Origin of the sequence: Roseovarius pacificus (assembly GCF_900142665.1) — a bacterium.
Taxonomy (GTDB): Bacteria; Pseudomonadota; Alphaproteobacteria; order Rhodobacterales; family Rhodobacteraceae; genus Roseovarius; species Roseovarius pacificus.
Genome location: NZ_FRBR01000024.1, coordinates 11,871 through 36,746, shown reverse-complemented (window position 1 = coordinate 36,746; position 24,876 = coordinate 11,871). Strand labels below are relative to the sequence as shown.

At 61.9% G+C, this 24,876-nt stretch carries 24 protein-coding genes and 3 pseudogenes; 7 read left to right on the top strand and 20 right to left on the bottom strand.

The features are described 5' to 3' along the window. Positions 1–283: 283 nt before the first annotated feature. The 8 genes from BUB53_RS20950 to BUB53_RS20915 all read right to left on the bottom strand — a co-directional run bounded on the left by BUB53_RS20950 (position 284) and on the right by BUB53_RS20915 (position 8,269). Positions 284–637 (bottom strand): hypothetical protein, encoded by a 354-nt coding sequence (locus BUB53_RS20950; RefSeq protein WP_143163301.1) that lies wholly within the window; start codon positions 635–637, stop codon positions 284–286. Beyond that, on the bottom strand, positions 634–1,491 hold the full coding sequence (locus BUB53_RS20945) for a methylenetetrahydrofolate reductase (protein WP_073037879.1): 858 nt from the start codon (positions 1,489–1,491) through the stop codon (positions 634–636). Before BUB53_RS20945 ends, BUB53_RS20950 begins: the two co-directional genes overlap by 4 nt. A 6-nt stretch (positions 1,492–1,497) precedes the next feature. Next, entirely contained in the window at positions 1,498–2,700 is a 1,203-nt protein-coding gene (locus BUB53_RS20940) for an amidohydrolase family protein (RefSeq protein WP_073037877.1), read from the bottom strand. A 3-nt stretch (positions 2,701–2,703) separates the two neighbouring features. After that, entirely contained in the window at positions 2,704–3,795 is a 1,092-nt protein-coding gene (locus BUB53_RS20935) for a ferredoxin--NADP reductase (protein WP_073037875.1), read from the bottom strand. An 82-nt stretch (positions 3,796–3,877) separates the two neighbouring features. After that, positions 3,878–4,192 (bottom strand): zinc ribbon domain-containing protein, encoded by a 315-nt coding sequence (locus tag BUB53_RS20930; RefSeq protein ID WP_073037873.1) that lies wholly within the window; start codon positions 4,190–4,192, stop codon positions 3,878–3,880. Between the two features lie 65 nt (positions 4,193–4,257). Next, positions 4,258–6,108 carry an MtaA/CmuA family methyltransferase gene (locus BUB53_RS20925; protein ID WP_073037871.1) on the bottom strand — a complete coding sequence of 617 codons (1,851 nt, stop codon included), beginning with the start codon at positions 6,106–6,108 and terminating at the stop codon, positions 4,258–4,260. 23 nt (positions 6,109–6,131) lie between these two features. Next, positions 6,132–7,358: a uroporphyrinogen decarboxylase family protein gene (locus BUB53_RS20920; RefSeq protein ID WP_073037869.1), complete on the bottom strand. Its 1,227-nt coding sequence runs from the start codon at positions 7,356–7,358 to the stop codon at positions 6,132–6,134. Then, entirely contained in the window at positions 7,355–8,269 is a 915-nt protein-coding gene (locus BUB53_RS20915) for a tetrahydromethanopterin S-methyltransferase subunit H family protein (RefSeq protein WP_073037866.1), read from the bottom strand. Before BUB53_RS20915 ends, BUB53_RS20920 begins: the two co-directional genes overlap by 4 nt. Before the next feature lie 277 nt (positions 8,270–8,546). Between BUB53_RS20915 and BUB53_RS20910 the strand changes: the two genes are divergently transcribed. Beyond that, positions 8,547–9,140 (top strand): TetR/AcrR family transcriptional regulator, encoded by a 594-nt coding sequence (locus tag BUB53_RS20910; RefSeq protein WP_073037884.1) that lies wholly within the window; start codon positions 8,547–8,549, stop codon positions 9,138–9,140. Positions 9,141–9,511: 371 nt separating this feature from the next. On the opposite strand, the pseudogene BUB53_RS23555 reads toward BUB53_RS20910, so the two are convergent. Both BUB53_RS23555 and BUB53_RS22625 read right to left on the bottom strand, forming a co-directional pair. After that, positions 9,512–9,763: pseudogene (locus tag BUB53_RS23555) on the bottom strand (transposase); the annotation flags it as partial. A 254-nt stretch (positions 9,764–10,017) separates the two neighbouring features. Beyond that, positions 10,018–10,248, bottom strand: a pseudogene (locus BUB53_RS22625) (integrase core domain-containing protein); the annotation flags it as partial. Positions 10,249–10,964: 716 nt separating this feature from the next. Here BUB53_RS22625 and BUB53_RS20890 point away from each other — a divergent pair. Next, positions 10,965–12,383 carry a dihydrolipoyl dehydrogenase gene (locus BUB53_RS20890; protein WP_073037862.1) on the top strand — a complete coding sequence of 473 codons (1,419 nt, stop codon included), beginning with the start codon at positions 10,965–10,967 and terminating at the stop codon, positions 12,381–12,383. Between the two features lie 8 nt (positions 12,384–12,391). On the opposite strand, the gene BUB53_RS20885 is transcribed toward BUB53_RS20890, so the two are convergent. Continuing rightward, entirely contained in the window at positions 12,392–12,646 is a 255-nt protein-coding gene (locus tag BUB53_RS20885; protein ID WP_073037860.1) for a cytochrome o ubiquinol oxidase subunit IV, read from the bottom strand. 3 nt (positions 12,647–12,649) lie between these two features. On the opposite strand from BUB53_RS20885, the gene ligD reads away from it, so the two are divergent. Next, complete coding sequence (gene ligD / locus BUB53_RS23080; RefSeq protein WP_073037858.1) at positions 12,650–12,889, top strand: non-homologous end-joining DNA ligase LigD; 240 nt, start codon at positions 12,650–12,652, stop codon at positions 12,887–12,889. Positions 12,890–13,000: 111 nt separating this feature from the next. Here ligD and BUB53_RS20875 read toward each other — a convergent pair whose 3' ends face one another. Together BUB53_RS20875 and BUB53_RS23280 are read right to left on the bottom strand one after the other, a co-directional pair. Next, a complete protein-coding gene (locus BUB53_RS20875) occupies positions 13,001–13,183 on the bottom strand; it encodes a DUF3008 family protein (RefSeq protein WP_073037856.1) in 183 nt (60 codons plus the stop codon). 234 nt (positions 13,184–13,417) lie between these two features. After that, positions 13,418–13,708: pseudogene (locus tag BUB53_RS23280) on the bottom strand (integrase core domain-containing protein); the annotation flags it as partial. Between the two features lie 65 nt (positions 13,709–13,773). Here BUB53_RS23280 and BUB53_RS20870 point away from each other — a divergent pair. Next, positions 13,774–14,193: a DUF1499 domain-containing protein gene (locus BUB53_RS20870; protein WP_073037883.1), complete on the top strand. Its 420-nt coding sequence runs from the start codon at positions 13,774–13,776 to the stop codon at positions 14,191–14,193. Here the strand turns inward: BUB53_RS20870 and BUB53_RS23275 are convergent. Beyond that, a complete protein-coding gene (locus BUB53_RS23275) occupies positions 14,101–14,421 on the bottom strand; it encodes a hypothetical protein (protein WP_073037853.1) in 321 nt (106 codons plus the stop codon). The genes BUB53_RS20870 and BUB53_RS23275 overlap by 93 nt on opposite strands. Before the next feature lie 63 nt (positions 14,422–14,484). Here BUB53_RS23275 and prfA point away from each other — a divergent pair, with 63 nt between their 5' ends. From prfA to BUB53_RS20850, 3 genes are all read left to right on the top strand, one after another. Next, positions 14,485–15,531 carry a peptide chain release factor 1 gene (prfA, locus tag BUB53_RS20860; RefSeq protein WP_073037851.1) on the top strand — a complete coding sequence of 349 codons (1,047 nt, stop codon included), beginning with the start codon at positions 14,485–14,487 and terminating at the stop codon, positions 15,529–15,531. Continuing rightward, positions 15,528–16,358 carry a peptide chain release factor N(5)-glutamine methyltransferase gene (gene prmC / locus BUB53_RS20855; protein WP_073037848.1) on the top strand — a complete coding sequence of 277 codons (831 nt, stop codon included), beginning with the start codon at positions 15,528–15,530 and terminating at the stop codon, positions 16,356–16,358. Before prfA ends, prmC begins: the two co-directional genes overlap by 4 nt. Before the next feature lie 234 nt (positions 16,359–16,592). Then, positions 16,593–17,159, top strand: coding sequence for a DUF4167 domain-containing protein (locus tag BUB53_RS20850; RefSeq protein WP_073037846.1), 567 nt, complete (start codon positions 16,593–16,595; stop codon positions 17,157–17,159). 81 nt (positions 17,160–17,240) lie between these two features. Here the strand turns inward: BUB53_RS20850 and rsmA are convergent, their stop codons facing one another. The 6 genes from rsmA to lptF are packed head-to-tail and all read right to left on the bottom strand — an operon-like array spanning position 17,241 to position 24,738. Further along, the gene (gene rsmA, locus BUB53_RS20845; RefSeq protein WP_073037843.1) at positions 17,241–18,080 is read right to left on the bottom strand and encodes a 16S rRNA (adenine(1518)-N(6)/adenine(1519)-N(6))-dimethyltransferase RsmA; all 840 of its coding nucleotides are present in this window, start codon (positions 18,078–18,080) and stop codon (positions 17,241–17,243) included. Next, positions 18,077–19,054: a 4-hydroxythreonine-4-phosphate dehydrogenase PdxA gene (gene pdxA / locus BUB53_RS20840; protein ID WP_073037841.1), complete on the bottom strand. Its 978-nt coding sequence runs from the start codon at positions 19,052–19,054 to the stop codon at positions 18,077–18,079. The genes rsmA and pdxA overlap by 4 nt, the downstream gene beginning before the upstream one ends. Further along, complete coding sequence (locus BUB53_RS20835) at positions 19,051–20,289, bottom strand: peptidylprolyl isomerase (protein ID WP_229709617.1); 1,239 nt, start codon at positions 20,287–20,289, stop codon at positions 19,051–19,053. Before BUB53_RS20835 ends, pdxA begins: the two co-directional genes overlap by 4 nt. A 17-nt stretch (positions 20,290–20,306) precedes the next feature. Further along, positions 20,307–22,520 (bottom strand): LPS-assembly protein LptD, encoded by a 2,214-nt coding sequence (locus tag BUB53_RS20830; RefSeq protein ID WP_073037837.1) that lies wholly within the window; start codon positions 22,518–22,520, stop codon positions 20,307–20,309. Continuing rightward, complete coding sequence (gene lptG, locus BUB53_RS20825) at positions 22,517–23,611, bottom strand: LPS export ABC transporter permease LptG (RefSeq protein WP_073037834.1); 1,095 nt, start codon at positions 23,609–23,611, stop codon at positions 22,517–22,519. Before lptG ends, BUB53_RS20830 begins: the two co-directional genes overlap by 4 nt. Continuing rightward, positions 23,608–24,738: an LPS export ABC transporter permease LptF gene (lptF, locus tag BUB53_RS20820; protein WP_188745044.1), complete on the bottom strand. Its 1,131-nt coding sequence runs from the start codon at positions 24,736–24,738 to the stop codon at positions 23,608–23,610. The genes lptG and lptF overlap by 4 nt, the downstream gene beginning before the upstream one ends. Positions 24,739–24,876: the final 138 nt, after the last annotated feature.

The window sequence follows — 24,876 nt, the reverse complement described above, 5'->3', positions numbered from 1 at the left end:
GGCCGAACGCAGCACGTCGATACAGGCCTCGGCGGCAAAGGCAACGCTGTCGTCCTGGCTGAGGAACACGAAATCGCCGGACAGGCTCCGGCGGGAGGGGAGCGAGCAGGGCAGACCGTCCCGGGCGGGGCGGGGCAGGGTGCCGAAAAAGGAGTGTGGATACCCATACATTGAAAACGTTTCCCGGAGTCCTGATCGTTTCAAGCGCGATGACGCGCCTTTTCCTTTGCCGTCGCTCTGCGTTCGAGAGGTTGCAAACCGGCCGTGGAGCGACGAAAGCCCGTCAACAGGCGGGATTGCATCGGATGGCATCGCGAGCCTTGCCGATACGTGTCTGCAGGTCTTCACGCGCCTGGCGGCGAATCCTGTCAATTTCTTCGGGCGCGTAAGACCCGGACACCTTTTTGCAGTAATGCAGATGTTCAAAGGCATGTCGGGCGCCGAGGTCCCAGGCGACGAAAAAGCGCCGCAAGGCCAGCCGCCGGTGTCCGCACCTGACGGAGTGGTCAAGGAGTGCCATGGCCGCCTGGGCGTCGCCCTGCCTGCACTGCCGTTTCAAACGCCGGATTTCGCCCCGTGTCAGAAAACGGCTCACGGGCGGCATGCGCCGGGTATCGGTCTGACGAGGCGTGTTCATGACAGCTTTCTGTATGAGCCGACCCAGTCGAGCGTTTTTTTCCATCCGCCGAAGGGGAAGAAATGCAGGTCGACCTGTCCACCGTGACCGGGCATGCAGCGCTCTATCGTGTCAGTGACGTCCGATGGATCCTTGTCCGCCAGAACGCCGAGCATCTTGCCGGAGGATTTTCTGAGCACGGACAGCGACGGGCCGACCCCGCACATGATGGCGTATCGGATCAGCCTTGACAGCGATGTCACCCCGGCGAGTCCGAGACGGACTCGGACATCGGGATGGCGGGCCTGCATTTTCTGTGCGAAACGCGCCATTGTTTCGCCGTCAAAAGCGAATTGCGTGACGATGCCGGGAGTGATCGCGATGTCCCGGCAGCGGGCGATCTTGGCGTCCAGCGCCGTGTCCAGTGCGTTTTCGGAAATGTCAGGATGCCCTTCGGGATACCCGCCGAGGAAGGCGGTGCGAATACCGCTGTCGGGCAGGCTCGGGTGGTGCAGCAGGTCGAGCGCCTGCCCGAAGGGGCCGGTGTAGCGGTTCGGATTACCGCCGAGAAACAATGCGTGGGTCACGCCGTTGACGCTGTGCGCGTCCAGGTGCCGGGTGAAATCCGCCTCGGTTTCGAAATGCCTGGCTCCGAGATGCACCACCGGCGTGTACCCCATTTCGATCAGGGTTTTCGCCGCGGTGATTTGCCGTTCCGGCGGTTTGCCTTCGAGATGCGGGAGAAAGACCTTTGCGCCTTGCGGCAGCACCTTTGTGTCCGGCCGGAATTTGTCCGTGGAGCCCGGTGGAAGCTCAAGGGAAATATCGCCGTCAATCATGCGGTCGGACAATACGGAAAGGCTTGTTTCGGGCATCGGGGGTCAATCCTTGTCAGAGGGTCGGTCGAAATGTTCCAGCGCACCGTCGCGGGCGACCGCGAGGCAGGGGGCGTCGCCGGTGAGAAGGTCGGCGGGGTCGTTAGCGTCGAAAAACGCGAGATCGGCGGGACGGTTCGGAGTGATCCTGCCGGCGCTATCCTGCAGCCCCAGTGCCCTGGCGGCGTGGCGGGTGACGCCAAGAACGCATTCCGCCGGTGTCAGGCCCAGCCGCAGGTGCCCCGCGCGCATGGCCGCCAGCATGTCGAAGCTGTTGCCGTCCGGTCCGGCATGGACCGACAGCGCCATCTGGCCCCCCGACATGCGCAACGCGTCCAGTTGCGGCAGCGGAGCGGTGTCGTCATGGCCGATGGTCTCGGGGATCAGGACGGCCACGGTTCCGATTCCGGCGAGCCCTTCGAGCCCGGTGTCGTCGGTGTGGTTCAGGAAGGTTGCGGCGCGGGAATAGAACGAGGCCGGCAGGGTCGCGCCCGCCGCGTCTTCGAAACGGTCGCAAGACACCCGGCTGGGGGTTTTCTTCTTGTAGTAGAGTTCGAGGATTGTCGAGCATTGATCCAGGTCGAGCGCCGCGTCATCGTCGCAGAACACTTCGACCGAATCGGCACAGCCGAGCGCGTAGGTGTCCGGCACGATCCGGGTTTCGATTTCGGTGAGCACGTCGTCGGGATCGCTGTCTTCCGGGAGTTGATGCCCGATGAAGAGCGTGACGCGGCTTTGGACCGGCAGGCCGGCGGAGGCCCGGCGTAACAGGGCGGTCAGCCGCAATTCATCCTCCGCCGTCGCGCCGAAACCGGATTTCAACTCGCAACTCGTCACGCCCGAGCGCCGCAGGCGCGAGATGCGATCACCGAGCAACGACAACAGGGTGGCCTCGTCTGCGCCGGTGGTCGCCCGGGCCGTCTGCCGTACCAGTGTCCGGTATCCATCGGCATTGAGCGAGGCAGGGCAGGGATGTGTCCCGCCCGTCCAGAGCAGCGGCGCGTGGCAGGCCACCAGCCCCGGCAGGGCCAGCGCGCCGCCCATGTCCCGCGCCGTCGCGAGGTCGCCAGTGTAGCCGTCTTTCGGCCCGGCATATTCGATGCGCGCGTTGTCGACGGCGATCACCGCATCCGGGACCGGCTCCATCGAGGGGGTGTCGCCGTCGAGGGTCAGCAGGCGCAGGTTGGTCAGCAAAAGGGGGTCGGCCATGGGTCAGATCTCGTCAAAGTCGATGCGGATGTTGCGGGTGAGCGGGCGCGACAGGCAGGCCAGCGTCAGCCCTTCTTCAAGGTCGTCCTTGCGCAGGGTCTGCAGGACGCCGGGGCGCACTTCGACCTTTCCGGCGGTCAGTTTCGAGATGCAGGAGGAACAGGTGCCTTCCTGACAGGAGAAGGGCACGTCGGCCTCGGCCCGCAGCAGCGCCGAGAGGATATCCTCGCCCTCCTGCCAGTCGGCCTCGTACTCCTCGCCGCCGACGATGGCCACGATCCTGGAGGTCGGTCCCTCTTCGCCGGTGTCGTCTTCGGCGGTGACTTCGAGGCCGGGTTTGGTTTCGTCGTCCTCCAGAATCATGTCGAAGCTTTCGCGATGGATCGCGCCGGAGGGCAGGCCCGCCCCCATCAGGGCGCTTTCCGCGCTATCCATGAATCCTTCGGGGCCGCACATATAGACCACCATCGGCAGGTCGGATGCCGCCCGCCAGTCATCGAAACGCGCCTCGATATAGGCGCGGTCGATGCGCCCGCGCGCTCCGGTCCAGCTGTCGTCGGCGCGGCTCATCACCTGTTCGACCCGACAGCTATCGGCGTGGCGTTCGGCAATTTCCGCCACTTCATCGGCCAGGATCACGGTTTCGGGTGTCCGGTTCCCGTATACGATGGTGACGGCATGGCCCTGAGCGGATTCCAGCAGCCAGCGACCGATGGACAGGATCGGGGCGATACCGGACCCGGCGGCGAGCATCAGCACATGGTGGGGCGCGTCGAGATCCTTGAAGAACCGGCCGCGCGGAATCTGGACATCCAGGTAGTCGCCTTCTTGCGTCCGGTCGACCAGCCAGGCCGACATGCGCCCGCCTTCGATCTTCTTCACCGTGATACGCAGCTTGGCATGGGCGCCGGGGCAGGACGACAGGGAATACTGACGTGCGATCAACTCACCCCCGTCATCGTTTTCCACTGTCAGGAACTGGCCGGGCCGGTAGGTGAAGGCACCAGTCAGATCCTGCGGCACATCGAGCCAGAGGCTTGCCGTGTCGTCGCATTCCATGCGTTTTTCGTGAACCTTGAGCGGGTAGGTGGCCATGAGTCCTCCTTGTCGGGGCGCGGTCGCGCAACCGCGTTTCCCGAGTCTTCTTGCAAGCAAATATTGTGTGCGCCGATGCGTGTCAGGCGTCGTCGGTAAAGCCGTGCGCGGCGCGGATGTCCTGCTTGAACGGGTTCTGCCGGGTCAGTTTCACGCCGCAATGACAGGCGTATTTGTGACCGCAGGCCTTGGCGAAATAGGCTTTTTCCTCGTGGGCCTTTTCCGCCTTCCTGGCCTGAATGGCGGGCCCGATCACATTGAGCGTCATCACCGGCGCCCGCCGCATCGTGCCGCCGCAGGCGAAGCACATCAGTTCCAGCGCCTCGGCCTCTCGATACTCGGCCATGACTTCGCGTCCGGCATCGCAATCGTCGCATCTGAAGGTGTAGATCGGCATCTGGTTTCCTTTCGGATGAGGAGCCCCGCACCATGGCGGGGTTGGGGCCCCTTGGCTGCGGCAGGTCAGGCGGCGAGCCGTTTGGAGAGGTGATCCTTGACGAGACTTACGGCAGCGTTGGCGTCGATGCCGTATTCGATCCCCATCTGGCGGCCCAGCCCGACATTCGCGGCGGCCCCGCCGAACATCAGAAGATACTTGTCTCCTATGCCCTGCTCTTCGAGCAGTTGCTTGGTCTTTTCGACATAGACCGAGGACGAGTTCGTCATCACCGACATGCCGATGGCGACGGCGTCGTGTTCTTCGGCAGTTTCGATGAACTTCTCGGGTTTCACGTTCTTGCCCAGATCAATGACGTTGAACCCGTTGGCCTTGAGCATCAGGCACACCAGATTCTTGCCGATGTCCTGAGTGTTGCCGCGCACGAGCCCGACAACCACGGTGCCTGTCGGTCCGTCGCCCCCGCCCGAGTTTTCCAAAAGCGGCGTCAGGATCGGCATCGCCTTGTCCATGGTCTTGGCGGCCTTGAGCATGTCGGTGACGAAGCGTTCGTTGCGTTCGTACATATCGCCGACGATCTTCATGCCAAAGGACAGCCCGTCAAAGACGATTTCCTGGGCGGTCATGCCGCGATCCAGGCCGATCTGGACCCATTCCCGCGCCTTGTCGCCGTCATATTCCATGATGGCTTCGACCAGATTCTGGTTGACCTCGTCCACGGGCGAGGCCGGCTTGGTCTCGCCGCTTTCGGTCGCAACGACCTTCTCGTCCTCCTGCGCCGACGACGACCGCTTGCCGGGGTGCTTGGGATGGCCGGCAAGGTATACGTCGGACAGGTCGCCAAGCGCGGCCACATCCATGGGATACTTGATTTCGGCACATTGCTGGATCATCGCGTGCATGTTCTCTTCGGGAATGTTCCAGTCGATGTCGCATCCCGGCATGACGATGCAGCCACCGTTGTAGCCGACTTCCGCCGCGATTTTCTTGACCTCGTTGCGAACCTCGTCAGTCGTGCCGTGCATGAGGGTGGAGTAAGGTGATAGCGTGCCCATTAGCGAAATCTGCCCGCCGATCGCCTGCTTGGCCTTGTCCATGCCGGGATACATGTCACCGTTGAAGTTGAAACAACCGTTTTCCGCGATATCGCGCCAGATCGGCTGAGTGAAGGTGCAGGTGTGGGTAAAGCCAATGCCCTTCAGATCCTCGTTGATGTAGCGGAACAGTTCCTTCTGATAGGGCAGTCCGTGCTTGCGGTAGACCTCGGGCGGCAGGATGTCGGAGGAGTTGAAGGGATCGAGAATGTTGCACACGTCTATCCCGGCCTCGAACATCATGCGGCAGACGTTCTTGACGATGTCGAGTGCCAGATCGGTCACTTCCAGCGCGTAGTCCGGGTCTTCCGACAGAAGCGTCAGGAATTCCGACGAGCCGGTCATCAGCTGTGCCGTGGTGATCGGGCCGCCGACCGGCGTGGGGATCGCATGGGTGTCCTTCAGGCCCATTTTCACATAGGTGCGGGCCTCGTCCTGTATCGCCAGCACACGTTTGGAGGGCTGGAAGCCTTCCTTCTCGTATTTTTCCTTGAAGCGGTAGAACGCCTCTTTGGTCGGTGTCGGGTGCGTCACCAGCGAGGGCTGCGCGTAAGGCAGGTAATCCAGTTCGCAGCCCGGAACGCATTCCACGGGGGTGAACAGGTCGGTGCCTGCGATGATCACGTCGCCACCGAACTTGTCGAGCGATTTCTTCTTGGCGTGGGCTTGGGCCTCGCCATCGAGCAGGACCTGGTCCACCCGGACGCCGCCCTCGCGGATGCCGCGTGTCATCAGCAGGGGCACGACCGGCACCTGATCGGGCTGTTCGGTCATCGTTACGGCGGCGAAAAGCCTTTCGCGGCTGGTCATTTGTCGGGTCATTCCGTTTCCTCCCTTTTAGGATTTCAGATGAGGCGCGGGCGGTGTATGGCTCCGCCTCTTTCATCGGGGCCGGTGGCGTGTTGCGGCATTGCCCCGGTCCGGATGTCGTGCGCGCCCAGTTCCGGCATCGTGCTGTCCAATGCGATGGCTGCCGCCTTGTCGATCACGGGTTTGACCGGGCCGTATCTGCGCAACGCATCGAGGTTTTCAGCGGAGAGCGCCCGAACGAAGGCGGCCCCGCGGACGTTTTGCTGCATATCCTCGCAGGTGGCGATGCTGTCGAGCGGGGCGACAATGCAGGGGACCGCCCGGGCGACCTCTTCGGAGAGGATCGCCAACGCTGCGCCGTCCGCATTTTCGACAGCGCGCCCAATGGCGGCGAGGTTGACCGGACCGTGCAGGATCATGTCCCCGGGCAGTTCCTTGCGGACCTCGGACAGGATCATGTTCTTGGCATAGAAATCGAGATTCATCATATCCACGCCCAGTTCCGCCAGATCGCCGCAAATCGACCGGATCGCGCCACAGGAATGAAAGCAGATCATCGCGCCGGATTTCCGGCGCAGCCGGGTCAGCAACGTCTGAAGGCGTGGAAAGATGAAGGTGCGAAAATCGAGGTCAGACAGATACATGCCGGATTCAAAGCCGAGGTCGTCACCATAGACGATCACGTCCGGGTCTTGGGGCAAGGCGGCCAAAGCCGCGTCATAGGCTGTTTCGATCGTATCCAGCGCCCAGTCGAGCAATGCGCTTGCCACGCGGAAATCCTCGGTCAGGTCCATCATGAACTGCCAGCCGTTGCGCAGCAGGAAACAGGTATCCAGCAAGCCGGGACAGGGCGCGTCGAGCACGGTCAGAAGCGTCGATCCATCCTGGGCAAGCTGCGCCTTTTCCGGCAGTTGGGGGCGCGGATGGCGAGCCAGCTGACGCCATTGGGCATGTTCGAGCGGGTGACGGAAAGGTGCGCGATTGCCTTCGTGTTCCAGCCATGTCACGCCGTAGGAATCCAGCAACTCGCCATCCTGCCGGTCGGGACGGGGCCAGAGCGGCCCGACCCGTTGAAAATCAGATCCCAGGGAGGCGCATTCACTGGCTGCAAGCGGCAGCGTTTCATAGACCGGATGCGCCACATTGGGGGCTGCGCGGTTTGGAATCGCGGTGGTGCGCAACGCGGTCAGCGACGTGGTGCCGATATCGACGGGCACCCGTTCACGCATGATCCGCGCCAGTATATGCGGCGGGGTCGTCATGCGGCTTTGGCCTCGGCCAGCTTGAACATCTTCAGAAGGGCATGGCCCTCGGGAAGCGCATGACCGTCGAGTTCCATTGCCGCGAAACCAAGGAAGACCTCGGCAGAGCCGAGCGCATGCGCCATCGCGCGGGATTTTTCGACGATTCCGTAATGCAGGAAATCGCCGCCCGCCATGCGACAGCAGACCATCGCGGTGGCCAGGGAGAGGTTCACGTAATCCTTGCCGAGCGAAGACAGCCCTGTCCATTGCGGGAAGCAGTTGGAGAAGGCGCATCCGGCCGGATACCCGAATTCCTCGCGGATCGCCTGAATTCCACGCATGGCGATGCCGACCGAAGGCGCGTCCATGACGCCGAGATCGACAATGGGTGCGTCGCAGCCGATTTCGTCGAGCATCGGCTGAAAGTGGGAGCGCACCATTTCGACCGAACCTTCCGGTGTCGGATCGCCGACATCGTTGGCGAGGATCATGACGGCAGCGGGTTTGTGGCGGCCCAGTGCCTCGATTTCCTCGTCCTCGGTGTCCTCGTTCAGAGAGGCAAAGATGGACCGATCCAGAATGCCTTTTTTCGCGGCGAATTCGAGACCGGCGATGCGCACCTCGGCTTCGGTGGCGTTGAGCAAAAGGGGCAGGTCGGTGCGGTCTGCGGTGAAGTCGATGAACTTGCAGAAGGCATCCGGGTCCGAGCCGATCACATCGAAGGCCATCTGGATGCCGTGGCGGCGGGCAAGCTCGTTGACCCGGTCGATGAGGCCCGCGGCCTTTTCGGCGTTGAAGGTTCCCTGAAACGCGTCTTCGACAATGGAATGATTGTCATAGAAGATACTTCCCACTGCGAGTCCGGTATGCGATCCGAGCGGTCCGCCCACAACGCAATTCCCGATACGGACCGGCTTTGGTTCGGCCATCTGTTTTCTCCTCCCTGATGTGCACGGGGTCCTCCTCCCCGATTCTTAAGTACAGACTAGTCTGTCTATTTATTATTGCAACAAATCATTCAGGATTGACGTTATGGGTCTTTTTTTATTGCGTTGTGCGGTTCGGAAGATGTGGAAAAGTCATTCTTTATATGCGGCAATTCTGCGCACAGACTTGTTTTTCCGGTTCATCCGCCCTATTCATCCTATGAGGGTCTGGCGCAGTGTTCAGGTCCGTTCCAGGGGCATGTTGCAGAGGCCAAACGACGTGAGTGAAGCAAGACCAAAGGGCGCACGGGAGCGGATACTCCAATCCGCGTACCGGCTGTTCAGCAGCCGGGGGACCAGTCAGGTCGGGATCGATACGATCCTTGCCGATTCCGGCTGTGCCAAGGCAAGTCTTTACAAACATTTCAGGTCCAAGGAGGAACTCGTTCTGGCATTTCTGGAAATGCGCGAGGATGTCTGGACTCATGACTGGCTCGAAGCCGAGGTGCGCAAGCGTACTGCGGAACCGGCCGAGCGGCTGCTTGCGATTTTCGATGTGTTCGACGAATGGTTTCGCAAGCGTGATTACGAGGGGTGCGGCTTTATCAACATACTTCTGGAGTGTGAGATGAATTCGCCAATTCACCGTGCGGCGGCCCGTCATCTGGCCAATATCCGGTCGATCGTTTCCGGTTTCGCGCAGGATGCCGGGTTGGAGCGTCCACAGCAGTTTTCCGAGATGTGGCATATTCTGATGAAAGGGTCGATTATCTCGGCCTACGAGGGGAATCGCGAGGCCGCGGGTGCCGCGCGCACCGCTGCAGAGGCCGCCCTTGCGGCCTGGCCACGCAAGGCACAGCCTGCCGTCGCCTGATTGCTGCCGGCAGGAAGTGTCAGTCCAATATCTGAATCGGCGTGCATGTTTGGATGTATATGGACCCCGTCTGATCTGGTCGGGTTCGAGTTTCGCAATTAGAAACGTATATTCGGCTTCCTTGAGTGGCCCGATACTTCGTCGCCGTGGGCCCGACGGATTTCCACATGCTTTCTCTTCAATGCCCTCGGAGCATCGGCAGTTGTCGTGCCGGTCCACATATCAGGTTCGGAATGCGATGGGAGCGACCGTTTCGCCATCCCTGGCCAGGGTGCTGCAATTTCTCGGGCGCGGGGGCCCTCTTGATCAGTCTCCTCGGTCACCTCAGCCGACTGCGGCGTCGCGCGTTGGATCGTAGTATTCGTTCCATGCAAGGCAGACCAAATGATCCTCGCGTTCTTGTTGGCCAACGCGACAGCTACAACATTTGGATGCTGCCTCTCGTGCAGCCGATCGATTCAAAGACTTCTTGCATCCGTCTTACTGCGGGCCTTGCCCAAGACAGCCCGAGCCAACGTCCTCAGGTAACGGTCTCCGCGCTTGCTGATGCCGAAGAGCCGCGCTTTTCCACCGCTCGATCTTTGCCTTGAAACCAGCCGGAGCCAAGCCGCGAATTCCCGCCCATTTCAAAAACAGCTCTGATCACCGGCTGCCGCGAACATGGCTGTCGCCGTGATCCGTCCGATCCCTTTGATCTGGACGATGCGCTGGCAGGCTTTATTCGACCGGAATAGAATTCGGATTCTGCGGTTGAAAGAGGTGATACGCTTGTCGAGTTCAGCCGGTTCCTCCCGAATTTCGATCACAAGTTCTCGGATCGGGATTGCTAGGTGTTCAGTCCCGATATCTGGTGGATCGGATTGAGGATGAATCTGTCTTACTCCGATGTCCAGATCTTGCAGATGTATTCGTATGGCGTCAGGCCGCTGAGAGTCTTGAGTCTGCGGGCAAAGCTGTAAGCGGCGACGGAGTCGACGAGGTGGGTGTCGAGTTGATCGTGGCGATTGTAGTGGAAGCGTTTGACGGTGGCCTCTTTGATCGTTCGGTTCATCCGCTCGACCTGACCGTTGGCCCAAGGGTGGTTTGGCTTGATTAGCCGGTGCTCGATCCCGCCGGCCTCGCGGATCATGTTGAAGCACATCTGCCGCGAATAGACGGTGTTCCTGTTCCGGGGCTGGTCGGCGAACTGAATGCCTTAGTACGTCGGGAAGGAGCGCCGTCGCCAATTGACGATCACGAACACGCTGGAGAACTTTCAGCGTCTGGCTATTTCTCTTGCCAGCTCGGACTGCCTAAGCGGATCGCGCTACCTGTATCGGAATCTGAACAGCGCTGTTGGTGGGATATTCCAGCAGGATGGAAAATCTCATCCAGACTTCCAGTACGAGCGGCGGATATACGCGTATCGGAAAGTGCGGAATGGAACGTGACGCGGCTTGGGCTGTTTACTCTGTAAGTGGCCGCGGCCCTTATGGAGGAAAATGTCCGATGGCAAAACGGTCCAGCGCGGCAGGGACGTGCGAGAAGAAACTTGACTGCATCGTTGGCTCGGACGACTTCCACCTAGAGATGCTCAGCCGCGTGCCATAAGCGCAGGACTGGAGCCTCGGGCAGGTGTTGCACCGCACTGACATGCCGCCGCACAGGTCATCGAGGATTTCGTTCACGTGTCCCTTTTCATCGGCCCTTGGGTCGCTCACTGCGGGTTGGGATCTTGTGGTTAGAAGGCGGGGCACGGGCTTTTGTTTCTGACCGGCCCCGCCGGTGCCGGGGAGCCTCGTCTTGCGCGCGAGGTTGGGTCTGTAGGCGAAAGGAGAGGTGCAGATGGCCACATACAACACTGATGTCGCGGTGATCGGCGCGGGTACCGCCGGGCTAGCGGCGGAGCATCACGCACGCCAGGCTGGCGCCACGACACTGCTGATCGACCCTGCCTTTGCGGGAACGACCTGCGCCACCGTCGGCTGCATGCCATCCAAGTTGCTGATTGCCGCCGCCGATGCCGCCCACGGGGCACGCAAGGCAAGGGATCTTGGCGTTATGGCTGAGCCCAGGGTCGACGGGCGGGCGGTGCTGAAGCGGGTGCGCCGGCTGCGTGACGATTTCGTCCGGGGCGTCCGCCAGTCCATCGACGCACTGCCGGAGGGCACCTGCCTGAAGGCCTGCGCACGCTTCGAGGCGTCGGGCGTACTGGTGCTCGATACCGGCGACCGGGTCGAGGCGCGGGCGGTGGTCATCGCCACCGGGGCCGGCCCGGCGCTGCCCAAACCTTATGAGGCGGTGAAGGATCACCTGCTGACCAACGAGACGATCTTCGAACTTGAGGATCTGCCGGAGAGCCTCGGCGTTATCGGGGCCGGCCCGCTGGGGCTGGAACTGGCGCAGGCGATGCACCGCCTGGGCGTGCGGGTGAAGGTCTTCGATGCTGGCGACCGGCTGGCCGGGCTGCCACCCAGGGCCAGCGAGGCGCTGCACCGGGTGCTCACCAAAGCCTTCCTGATCCGTCTGGGGTGCAAACCCGAACCATCGGAGCGAAACGCTGGCGTCGCCCTCACCTGGGAGGGGGGAGAGGCCTGTTTCGACAAGCTGCTGGTCGCCGCCGGGCGCCCGCCGAACCTCTCCGGTCTCGATCTGGAGAAAGCCGGGCTGGAGCTGGACGAGTACGGCACGCCGCGCTTTGATCCCGGCACCATGCAATGCGGCGACGCGCCGATCTTCATTGCCGGGGACGCCAACCACGACCGGCCCGTGCTGCATGAAGCCTCAGACGAGGGCACCGTGGCGGGCCGCAACGCGGCGGCCTGGCCCGACCTGCGCCGGACCGCACGCAAGGTGCCACTCAGCATCGCCTTCACCCGGCCGGAGGGGGCGGTGATCGGCTCTATCCCGGACGGCCCCGGCCATGTCTGCGGCAAGGTCGACTATGGCGATCAGGGGCGTGCCAAGGTGGAGGGCCGGGTGCAGGGGCTGGCCCACATATACGCGCGCGCCAGCGACGGGCGGTTGGTTGGCGCGGCACTTTGCGCTCCGGGCGGCGAGCATCTGGCACACCTGCTGGCCTGGGCGATCCAATGCGAGATGACGGCTTCGGACATGCTGGGCCTGCCGTTCTATCACCCGGTGCTGGAAGAGGGCCTGAAGACCGCGCTGCGCGATGTTTGCCGGCAGGCGGGCCTCGCGCGGCCATGGCAGCGCAACGACGATCCGCTGCCGGGCTCGGATGGCGGTGTGCCGGAGGGCTGAGCCGGGCCTTACATCATCCGCGACCATTCGTCGAACAGGATCCAGGGGGCCCCGCTGACCATCAGCAGAGTGATGAGCGCGGTGAAGAGGATCAGCATCAGGTCGTCGCGGAGCAACTTCCACAGGTCGATGTGCAGGAAGAAGCGGAAATGCGCGGCGATCTGCGCCAGCAGCAAGACCGGCAAGGTGATCAGCGTCGTGGCCCGGTCGAAGACACCGAAGGCCACCACGGCAAAGGCCAAGCGCAAGGGCCGTGCGTTCATCTATTGGTTGCGCAACGCGCGCGGGCTACTGCCATCGCTCCCTATTCCCTGCGCGCCCGCCCCGGCGCAGCGGTGGCCGTGCCTGTCACGTGGAACGAGATGGATGGGCTCGACCGGCCCGATGGCTTCCACCCGGCCGACATGGAGGATCGCCACGTGCAACCCTGTCCGCTGGAGGGCGCAAAGCCCCGCGGCGTCGGCACCGCGGTGGTCGATGCGCTCGAAAATTGGGCGCGAAACTGAGACGTGGCACATTGTGGCTGCCCGGTTGTTCTGGCTGGTCGGTAAGAGAACAAACCTCACTTGACGATACAGGATGAGGGCGACCCCGGTGCTGTCGCGCGGAGCTACATGCTAACTCTTGTGTTCAGGTTTGCCTTTGTGATCGGTGGCGGCGAAATCCTCAAGCTGGTCCTCGGACATCGAGTCGTACATCTCGCGCGCGGCGCCTTTCAGTTCACTCTTCTTTGTCTCGCCACGCTTCGCCGAGAGCGCAGCGCCCGCGGCTTTCTGTTGTGCTTTCGATTTGGCAGGCATGGTCTTCCTCCGGTCAATATTGCTGCTCTGCCGAACAGATATCCCCGAGAAATGTTCCCGATGTCGGGGGATGCCGCCAATGGAGAAGACGATGACATATGCCCGGTTCCCCTCAATGATCCCTGACCTCAACTGTGGTCGTGTTCGTGCTGATGCATGTCCGTCGTCAGAGTTTTTCGGACATCGTGAGCATTCTCGTAACGGAGGCACTGGTTCGATTTCCGTTTCAGTTTGGGCGGCAGCGGATTGGGGCTGCAAGTGTCGTTTTGGGATTGTCTGCTTCCTGATCTCCTCTCTCATTCTCAGGATTTTGTCGCCTCGTCCGTGATAGGCATCAGCAGGTGTCAAGTTGCCCAAGCTCTCATGGCATTGCCGGTTGTTATAATGATCGACGAAGGCTTCGATCCGCCGTTCCAGATCGCTGGGCAGGTGGTAAATCTCTAGCAAGACACGGTCCTTCATTGTCTGATGTCAGCGCTTGATCTCGCCTTGAGTCTGGGGGTGATGCGGCGCTCCGCGGATATGATCTATACTCTCAGAACACCTCAGATGTGGTAGACTATTCGGGCAAGAAGAAGGGTGATGGTGCGATGAAATGGTTGGCGATTGGGCTGGGGGTGATCGGGATTCTGGCCGTGGGGCTGAGCCTTTATGTGCGGCTGGCGCCGAGCGATCCCGCGCGATGGCACCGGATGCCCGCTGCGGTGACCGATCGCGATGTCGTGGGGGGCGCGATGCGTGTGACCGGCGCCGGTGAGGGCGGGTTGAAACGGCTGGACGACATCATCCGCGCCACGCCGAGAACGCGGGTGCTAGCCGGATCGGTGGGTGAGGGGATGATCACCTATGTCACCCGGTCGCGCGTGTTCGGTTTTCCCGATTATACCACGGTGCGCCATGCGGGGCGGCAACTGGAACTATACGGGCGGTTGCGGTTCGGGGGATCGGACTTGGGAATGAACGCGGCGCGGCTGGACGGCTGGCTGGCGGCCTTCGCGCAGCGAGGATGACAGGTAACCGGTCGAGATTTCGCGCCACATCGGGACGTTCAGCGACATCTGGCATTGCGCCATGAAACTGCGCCCATCGACGGTGAGACAGATCAGCTCACCCATTTCCACGCGGTTTCCGCTTGAATCGGTGCAATAGCAATCCACCGTCCTGCCGCCGATTGTCTGATCGGCAAGGGCCGGTGCGGTCAGTCCCGCCGACAGAATTACTGCTGTCAGCGCCTTCATGGGGGAAGAATAGCACAGGCTTTGGCCTTGACCAGACCGGGACAAAGGGGCAGATGCCGGGGCATGGTGCCTTTGGACAGACTGAACGAGATCGTGCAACGCTTCGAGTATCTCGAAGCGCAGATGGCGGCGGGTGGTGGCGACATCGCCAGGCTGGGCCGTGAATACGCCGAGCTGCGCCCGGTGGTCGAGGAAATCCGCGCCTACAAGCAGGTGCTGGAGGATATCGGCGCGGCGCAATCCATGCTGGACGATCCCGAGCTGCGCGATCTGGCGCAGGAGGAATTGAGCGACCTGGAGGCGCGCAAGCCCGGATTGGAAGAACGGCTGCAACTGGCGCTGTTGCCCAGGGATGCCGCCGATGCGCGGCCCGCGATCCTGGAAGTCCGTCCGGGGACGGGCGGCGAGGAGGCGGCGCTGTTCGCAGGCGATCTGCTGCGTATGTATCAGCGCTATGCCGAGAGCAAAGGCTGGTCCTTCGAGATTATCGAGATGTCGCAAACCGAGATCGGCGGCATCAAGGAGGTGGTCGCGCGGGTGGCGGGCGATCATGTGTTTGCGCGGCTGAAGTTCGAATCCGGCGTACACAGGGTGCAGCGCGTGCCGGAAACCGAAAGCGGCGGGCGCATTCATACCTCGGCGGCGACGGTGGCGGTGCTGCCCGAGGCCGAGGACGTAGATATCCAGATCGACCAGAACGATTTGCGGATCGACACGATGCGCAGTTCCGGTGCGGGCGGGCAGCATGTGAACACCACGGATTCCGCAGTGCGGATCACCCATTTGCCGACCGGGATCGTGGTGACGAGTTCCGAGAAATCGCAACACCGCAACCGCGAGATCGCCATGCAGGTCCTGAAGAGCCGCCTGTTCGACATGGAGCGGCAACGGGCGGCGGAGGAACGCTCGGCCAGTCGGGCGGCGCAGGTGGGGTCGGGAGATCGGAGCGAGCGTATCCGAACCTACAATTTCCCGCAGGGCCGGATGACGGACCATCGGATCAACCTGACGCTTTATAAGCTGGATCAGGTCATGCAGGGCGATCTGGACGAGGTGATCGACGCGCTGACCGCAGATGCGCAGGCGGCCATGCTGGCCGAAATGGAATGACGGTACGCGCGGCGCTGAAACAGGGCATTGCAGTTTTGTCGGACGCCGGAGTCGAAGACGCGGCGCGGGATGCGCGGCTGTTGCTGGCGGGTGCCTGGGATGTTCCGGCAGGGCGTTTGACGATCATGCAAGACGAGAGCGTGCCGCCCGAGGTGCAGCGCATCTATGAGACGCATCTGCGGGAGAGGGCAGGGGACAAGCCCGTGTCGCGTATTCTGGGGCGGCGGGCCTTCTGGAAAGGGGAGTTCTTCGTCAACGGCGATGTGCTCGATCCGCGCCCGGATACCGAGGCGTTGGTGGCCGAAGCGCTGAGTGCGCCGTTTTCGCGGGTGCTGGACCTCGGGACCGGGTCGGGGTGCATCCTGATTTCGCTGTTGGAGGAGCGACCGGCGGCCAGCGGGGTAGGCACCGACATTTCCGAAGCCGCGCTGGACGTGGCGCGGCGCAATGCGCGGGCGACCGGCTGCACCGGGGCTGAATTCCTTCTGTCGGACTGGTTCGAGCGGGTCGAGGGGCAGTTCGATCTGATCGTATCGAATCCGCCCTATATTGCGATGGACGAGATGGCGGGGCTGTCGCGCGGGGTGCGGGACCATGACCCACAGCATGCGCTGACCGATGGCGCGGACGGTTTGAGCGCCTATCGTGTGATCGCGCGGCAGGCGGGGGCGTATCTGATCGAAGGGGGGCGGCTGGTGCTGGAAATCGGCTGGACCCAAGGGGCGGAGGTTGTCGCCCTGCTGCGTGAGATGGGATTCGCGAAAGCGCGGGTTCTGCCCGATCTGGAGGGGCGTGACCGCGTCGTGACGGCGTTCTGGCCCGGCTGAAACCTGCGTAAATACGTCAAAATACAGGTGATTTGCTGAAAATTTGCGCTTTGCCCTTGTCAGGCAGGGCCGGGCGTGTTTAGTGGTGTTTAGTCAAGCAAGCGATAACGCCCTTGGGCGATCCGCTTGACGCCAAGCCATTACATGTCGGATCCGGGAATAACTTCATCAGGGCGCTGACAGCGCCAAACGGATAAAACGACGCATTGAGCACAGGGCTAAACAGCTAAACCAATGAGATCATCCAAGTCACGTTCGCGCAACAAGTCGGGCCGCAACCGGTCTGTCGGCAATATCGTCAACCGGGTTTTCGACAGCTCCGGTCCCGAAGGCAAGGTGCGCGGTACGCCGCAGCAGATCATCGACAAGTACAACCAACTGGCCCGTGATGCGCAGTTGGGCAATGATCGCGTGGCGGCCGAGAATTTCCAGCAACATGCCGAGCATTATCTGCGTCTTCTGGGGGCCGCCCAGAAAGAGCAGGACGCCCGCCGTGAACAGCAGGAAAAGGAAAACCGCGAACGTCAGGCTGAGCGGGATCGCGAACGCGCCAAACGTCAGGAACGCGAAGCGAATGGCGGCAGCGGCGACCTTTCCGAGGCTCCGCAACCCGATTTGATCGAGGCTGAAACCGATACCGATAGCGGGCTTGTGGAAACCCCCGAGACGCAACAATCCGATAAACCCAAGCGTCCGCGGAAACCCCGTGCCAAGAAGCCGCCCAAGGACGACGAGGCGATCGGGGATGACGACGCTCAGCGGGGCGATGATAAACCGGACGCGCCTGAAGCTGCTGAATAATCCGGTGTTCAGGTTTGCGGGATCGACAAGCCAGATGAAAACAGCAGGGGTCTTGTGGCCCCTGTTTTTTTTGTACGCGGCTCAGGCGTCAAGGGTCCGCGCAAGCGCGCAGAACTGTTCCAGTCCCACGGTTTCGGCACGGTCGGTGGGTTTGATGCCTGCGGCGATCAGGCGGTCCTCGATGTCCGGAGCCATTCCCTTGAGGGCGGCGCGCAGCATCTTGCGGCGTTGGTTGAAGGCGCGTGCGACGACCCGTTCGAGCGTGGCCGCATCGGCCGGGTATCGCGGTTCGGGCAGCGCGCTGATATGCACAACGGCGCTGGATACCTTGGGAGGTGGCGTAAAGGCCGACGGCGGCAGGTGCATGACGATTTGTGCCTCGCAACGCCACTGTGCCAGCAAGGCAAGCCGCCCGTAAGCTTTTGAGCCGGGGCGCGCCACGATCCGCTCGGCCACTTCGCGTTGGAACATGAGTGTCAGGCTGTCCCAGACCGGCGGCCATTCAGCCGGTGTCAGCCAGCGGATCAGCAACTCGGTGCCCACATTGTAGGGCAGGTTCGCGACGATCCTGATCGGCGGTGTCAGATGCGCCAGCGGCTCGATCTCCAGCGCGTCGGCGTTGAGGACGGTCAGGCGTCCGGGATAAGCCTGTGCGATTTCTTCCAATGCGGGCAGGCAGCGGGTATCTTTCTCTACCGCCAGCACGCGGCGCGCGCCTTCGGCCAGCAAACCACGGGTCAGCCCGCCGGGACCGGGACCGATTTCCAGAACGTCGGCACCGGTCAGATCCCCCGCGGCACGGGCGATCTTGGCGGTCAGGTTCAGATCCAGAAGGAAATTCTGACCAAGCGATTTGCGGGCGCTCAGCCCGTGTGCGGCAATCACTTCGCGCAGGGGGGGGAGGGTGTCGATTGCACTCATGGCGCACTGGCCCGTGCCACGCCCATGGTCTGGGCCATCTTCAGGGCTTCGATCATCGAATCCGGCCTGGCTATGCCTTGTCCGGCAATGTCCAGCGCCGTGCCATGATCGGGCGAGGTGCGGATGAAAGGCAAACCAAGGGTGATGTTCACGCCCCGGTCGAAATCCAGTGTCTTGATCGGGATGAGCGCCTGATCGTGATACATGCAAACCGCAGCGTCATAACGCGCGCGGGCGCGATCATGGAACATGGTGTCGGCAGACATCGGACCTTGCAGGTCCATTCCTTCGGCGCGCATCTGCTCGAGCAGGGGGGCGATTATTTCGATCTCTTCCCGGCCCATTGCCCCGCCTTCGCCCGCATGCGGGTTCAACCCGGCGACGGAGATACGAGGCGCAGGCAGGCCGAAATCGCGGATCAGGGCCTGATGGGTGATGCGCAGCGTGTCGCGCAACAGATCGGTGGTGAGCGCCGTGGGAACCTGCGCCAGTGGAATGTGAATCGTCGTCGGTACGATGCGCAGGGCCGGGCTGGCCAGCATCATCACGACGCGATCGACCCCGGCCAGTGCCGCAAGGTATTCGGTATGGCCGGGATGTGCGAATCCGGCGCCGTCCTGAAGGGCTTTCTTGTGGATGGGTGCTGTGCAGAGCGCGCAAGCCTGACCGGAACGCACCAGATCGACCCCTCGGGCGATCACGTCGATGACGCTTTGGGCGTGATCGGGATTGGGTTTTCCAGGGGTCAGGTCACCGGGGAAGTCATGGCGCAGCACAGGCAGCGCGTTTCGTGCGGCCTCGGGGGCGTGAGACAAATTATCGATCAGGGCCACGGGGGTGCCGGGGGGCAGGTGGGCGGGATCGCCGATCAGAACGAAAGGCAGGGATTCGCGCAATGCGGACCATGCGCGTGCGGCGAGCTCGGGGCCGACGCCCGATGGCTCGCCGCAACTGAGCGCGACCGGAGCGGTCATTCCAGATCGACGATCCGGGCTTCGGCGCGCAGTTGTTCCAGATAGCCGTTGGCGAAGGAATCCAGACGCTGATTGCGGATCATCATGCCCAACTGTTCGTTTGATGGGCCTTCGCCTTCGAGCTTGGGTGTGCGGCCACAGAGCATGAGGAACACCAGGGTCTGCCCATTGGAGCGGGTCAGGGTGGTGGACACTTCGCCGGGGTCGAGCTTGGCCAGTTCAATGGCGATGTCCTGCGGGATTTCCTCGGGGGCGCGTGAGCCGCGTTCCAGAACTTCGGGAGGTTCGCCTTTGGCGATTCCGTAAAGGTCATCGCAGACATCGGTATTGTCCTTGACCTGCTGGGCGCGGGCGAGAGCCTTTTGGCTGTGCCCCCCGGAGATGTAATAGGCGGCATATTCGATGGTCGAATATTCCGGGTCGGGGGCGTCGGTTTCTTCGATATCGCGCAACTGGAACAAGGCGACGGCCCCCGGGATCGGCAAGGGCTCGCTGACCTCGCCCGGCCCGAGGCCCAGGATGATCGGGCGTAATTGCGGCGGCAGGTTTGTGATCGGCATCCAGTCGAGCTGACCGCCGCGCGCGGCCGAAGGGGCGGCCGAATAGCGGCGCGCCTCGGCGGCAAAGGCGGGAATGGTCGACAGTTCGGCAATGCGCGCCGCGCGGTCCTGCACGGCCTGTTCCTGTCCCGCCGGGGCCGGCATGATGAGTTCGGACAGAAGCACGCGGACGCCGCCACTGCCGCCGCCCAAGGCGACGCGGGCACGGTCCACGTCAGTTTCGTTAACCGAAACGCGCGGTGTAAAACGGGCGCTGACCAATTCGCGCCAGGCAATGCCCGCCTTTACGAAATCGCGGTAGGTTTGCTCGGCCACCCCGGCCCCCTCAAGGGCGCGCAGGAACTGTTCGGCGGTCATACCGGCGCGGCTGGCGAATTCTTCCATGCCGACCTGAACATCGGCGTCTTCCAGAACGAGCCCGGCGGTTTCCGCCGCGTCCAGCTTGAGCCGGTCTTCGATCAGTTGTTCCCGGGCCAACTGCTGCGGATTCCCCGGTGCGCGGAACAATGTCAGCATACGCGCCCGCTGTTGCAACTCGAACCCGGTGATGACCTGATCGTTCACACGAATGGCGGGTGCAAAGAGGTTTTGCGCGTGGGCGGGGCCATGAGCGGACCATGCAAGCACGGCGGCCATCAGGGCGGGAAGCGTGATTGCGGCGAGGAATTTGCGCATTCTGTATCTCATCTTGCCTAGTTCTTGCAATTGCGGACGTAGCTTTGATCGTCTGCCTTGGCGGTAAAGCCGCGCAGGCCGACGGTCAGGCTGATATCGGTTGATGGCCTGAGGATAGTGGAAGTGGTGTACCGACGCGAGGCCTTAAGCGCGATTTCCACACATTCGTTCGTGTAGGTCAGGCCGACACCGGCATAGACCTTGCTGTCGCTGGCGACGTCATAGCGCCATTGTGCGCTGCCGGTCCAGTGCCGCGCAAAACGGTAGCTGCCATCCAGAGACCATTCCGAGATGTCTCCGGCACGGTTTTCACGCGGGTCTTTGCGCAGCCAGATATATGTCGCGCCGATATTGGTGAGGTCGTTTTGCCAGCTGGCGCGCGCCTCGGCCTTGGTGGCGGTGAAACCGTCGTCGAACAGGCTGCGGCCCGTGACCGTCAGGCCATTATTCAGCTTGAGTTGCCCCGCCACCAGCAGATCCGAGAAATTGTCCTGCAAACCCGACGCCGTGGTGAATCCGTTCAGTCCACTGTATTCAAGCTCGATCTCGTCACGCACAACCTGACCGATGGCGAGCGTGCTTTCCCATCCCTCCGGGTCATAGCGGGTCCAGCGTACACCATAGGCTGCGTTCAGGCCGCGTTCGCGACGATCGGGTGCGGTATAACGGGACATGGCGAAAAGGTTGCCCTCGTCGAACTCGATCATGGTGCTTTCGTCGTTGGGAATGTCGGGGTTCGATCCGCCGACCCAGGACAGCTGTGCCACGGGTTCGATCACATGCGTTGCGCCGCCACGGGTTGTTTTCAGCAAGGGCCAGCGCAGGCGCAGCGATGTGCTGGGTGTAACCTCGGTGGCCGACGATGCGCTCAGGCCACCGGATTGGGCGATGCGAAACGAATCCACGGCGATGCCGGTCTGAAACCGGGCCAGAACACCACTGGGCAAGGTCCAGTTGCGAATCCAGTCGGCACTGGCGGTCAGGCGGGTCATATCGCGCCCGTCTGCCCATAAATCCATATCGCCCCCGTCAGTGCGCAGGTCCGATGTACGGCGATGTCCGTGCAGCGCGGCCCCCAGCCGGATCTCGCCTCCCAGACGGGCCGGATGCAGGCGCCTTTCATATTCGGCATTGCCGGCAAGCGTTGGCAGCGTGCTGTTACTTTCGTTGAACCGCAGTGAATCGAAGACGGTGATCGCGCCGCGCATATATTCGTCGCGCCGGGCGCGTTCGATGGCGACCTCGCTCTCCAGCCGGTCTTTCCACGTATAACCGTAGCCCAGAAGATAGGTGTCATCGCTGGCGTATTCAATGTCGAAACTAAGCTTGAAATCGCGCTTGAGCTCGAACTCACCCTCGGCGAACAGGTAGCCACGCGTGGATTTTACGCCGAAGTCATCATCGCTGATCGCGCCCTTGAACTGTATGTCGCCGTTGACGAAAGCCTGGCGGTAACGAAATTCCAGCGTTCGTGTCTTGTCGGTGATGAACGGGGTCAGCGTCAGGTCCCGATGATCGTCTATGCGGATGAAATACGGCACCTTCAAACCGCTGCCCAACCGCGACGAATTGTGAAGCGAAGGAATCAGAAAGCCCGTCGCCCTCTCAAGTGTCGGGTCGGGCAGACGCAGGCGTGGCAGGTAGAAAATCGGGAAATCCAGTACCCGCAACTGCGCGTCATCGAAATACAGCTGGCGTTCTTTCTGATCATGAATCACGCGCCGGGCGCGAATTTGCCAGAGTGGGGGCCGCCCGGTTTCACATATCCGGCACGAGGTAACCGCCGCCTTGTAAAGCTGCGAATAGCGGCCTTCGACACGGGCGATCGCATTCGCCGCAAGCTGTACCTGCGTCTCCATCACGATACGCGCGCCAGTCAGCAGGCCGTTGGCCATATCACGGTCCAGTTCGGCCTGATCGGCCAGGATCATGGTGCTTTCGCCGTCTTGTAATGTGATCGGCCCTACGATGCTTAACGTTTCGGCTTTGCTATCATAGGTGACGCTGTGGGCCTTGAGGCGGCGGCCCTGATACAGGGCCTCGACATTGCCGGTTGCGATCAACTTGTCATCGGGTGTGACCTGAACGTCATCGGCGACAAGGAATGCCGGTTGCGGGCTTTCTGTTTCAGTGCTGGCCTGCGGTGTTACATCCTGTGCCGCAGCCTGTCTCGGGGCCACTCCCGGAGCGACGAGAGCGGTTGTCAGAAGAAGGGCGATAAGACGGGTCATCCTTCCTCCATATGCAAAAGAATTCCTACAGCGAGAAGAAATGAGGCCACAGGCGGAGCCCAGGCTGCCAGTAGCACCGGTATTTGTCCGTTTTCCCCCAGGATTTGCGCGAAGTTGCGAATGTAATGCAATCCAAATCCCAGCATGATCGCTACTAAAACCGAAACCCCTGTGTTGGCAAGACGCGTGTGGCGCATGGTGAAACTGGCGGCCAGTATGACCAATGCGGTCAGGAACAGGGGCCGCGCCAGTTCCATCTGGAACCAGACGGCGTAACGGCGTGCCGAAAAGCCCGAGTCTTCAAGCTGTCTGATGTAGCCGGGCAGGTTCCAGATCGACACATATTCGGGTCTGCCGAAACTGTCGGCGATGCGATCCTGTGTCAGTTCCGACGGTACGGCGAGTGTCGTGGCCGCGATGGCGGCGGCCTCGGGGTTCTCATCAGAGGACAGATCCCACTGCTTGGCATCGCTCAACCGCCACTCGCCCCGTGTCAAATGGGCTTCGGCGGCGCTTATGCGGTGGATGGGGTCGCCGGCGGGGGAAAATGACAGGAAGGTGGTATTGTAAAGCACGCTGAAGTCGGAACTGGCGCGCTCCGCGTGGATGACGGTTTGACCGCTGTCGCTGCCCTGCCGCAGCCAGAGCCCCTCGATCGCGATGGCCAGAACAGTCAGGCCGCCATTGCCCATCTGGGAACTGACCAGATCGTTGTGGCGCTTGGACGCGGCAGCAACGACGGGATTGAGAAGCGTGACGCCGATCAGGCCGATCAGGGACGCAACGGCGACCGGTGCGATGAGCGTTCGCATTGCGGATCGCCCGGAGGCGCGCACCACCACCAGTTCGGAACTGCGCGCCAGACGAAGAAACAGCGCCACGCTCGACAGAATGATGATCAGCGGCAGGATTTCGTAATTCGCGTGCGGCGCATTCAGCAGCGTGATTTCCACGATATTGCCGAAGGGAAGGTCGGGAAAATCCTGAAGGTCCTTGATCAGATCGATCAGTGCCAGCAGCACGGCGAAAACAGAGAAAATTCCCGCAAAGGTCCAGAAGAAACGTCGTGCAAAATAGAAATGCAGGATCATGCCGGGCGTTCCTTTTCGACGCGCGAAGACCGGCCTCTCAACAGGTTGCGGATCATGCCGGGCCGGGCTGATGCGTAGAGCATCCCCACGGTCAGACCTGCCCCTATAAGTGTGGGCAGGTACATCAGTGGCCATGCCGTGGCACTGGCCATCACCGTGCCCGAAACGGCCCCCTCGACCAGCTTGAGACCGATCAGCAGGAAGAACGCCACGACGATCTGCCGCCAAACGCCGAAACGGCTGTAAGCACCGACCATCAGGCTCGCAAAGCCGATCACCGCAGCCATGATGCACATCAACGGCTGGGCAAAGCGGTTGTGCAGTTCGAATGCGATTTCACCGGGGCTGGCGCCGGTGCGGTCAGCCACGGCATCAGGATGCACAAGCAGGTCGTAGGTCTGAGCGTAGATGACTGAATCTAGGTTCAGGCGGTCACCAACGATGATACGGCTGATATCATAGGAAAAATCATCGAAATTGGTGGTAAACAGGCGATTTCCGTCGCGTTGCAGATTCTGGGAAAGACCATCGACCATCACCAGTTTGGTGCCGCCCCCCTCGCGCACGAGATAGGCCCGTTTCGAGGTGTAGATGACTGGGGCCTCGTGATCCCGCCTGTCGGACATGAAAACATCGCGCAACTCGCCCACGGGGGTGATCTCGCGGATGTAGAAGGTTACGCCGGGCGAGGGGTGCAGGAATTCCCCTTCGGTCAGCAGTTTGGCCGAGATGTTCCGGCTGATTTCGACCTGACGGATGTTCAACTGGCTCTGGCTGGCGGGAATCAGCACATGCGTCAGCAATGACATCATTGCGGCGATGATAATCCCGAAAACCAACACCGGACGCATCAGGCGCCAAGGCGAGTATCCGGTCGCCTGTACCACGGTCAGCTCGCTTTCGGTGCTCAGCCGGTTGGTCACGTAAACCGCACCGGCAAAAGCCGCGATCGGCAACACGACGCCAATGACGGCGGGCAGGGTCAGCGCCGTGAATTCGATGAAAATCCACGCGGGCTGGCCATCCCCGATCAGCCGGTCGAACATGCGCACAGCCTTGTTGATCCAGAAGATGGATACCAGAACAAGCGCAAAAAAACCGAACAGAACCATGAATTGCGACAGCATGTATCTGTCGAATCTGGTCACGCGTTATCCCCCCAAGGCAGCAGTCTTGGCAGGCAACCTATCGGAATTGATCGCAGGGGAAAACTGCTAACTGGCCAAGTCGGCATAGCCACGCTAGGACTTGGATCGAACCGGATA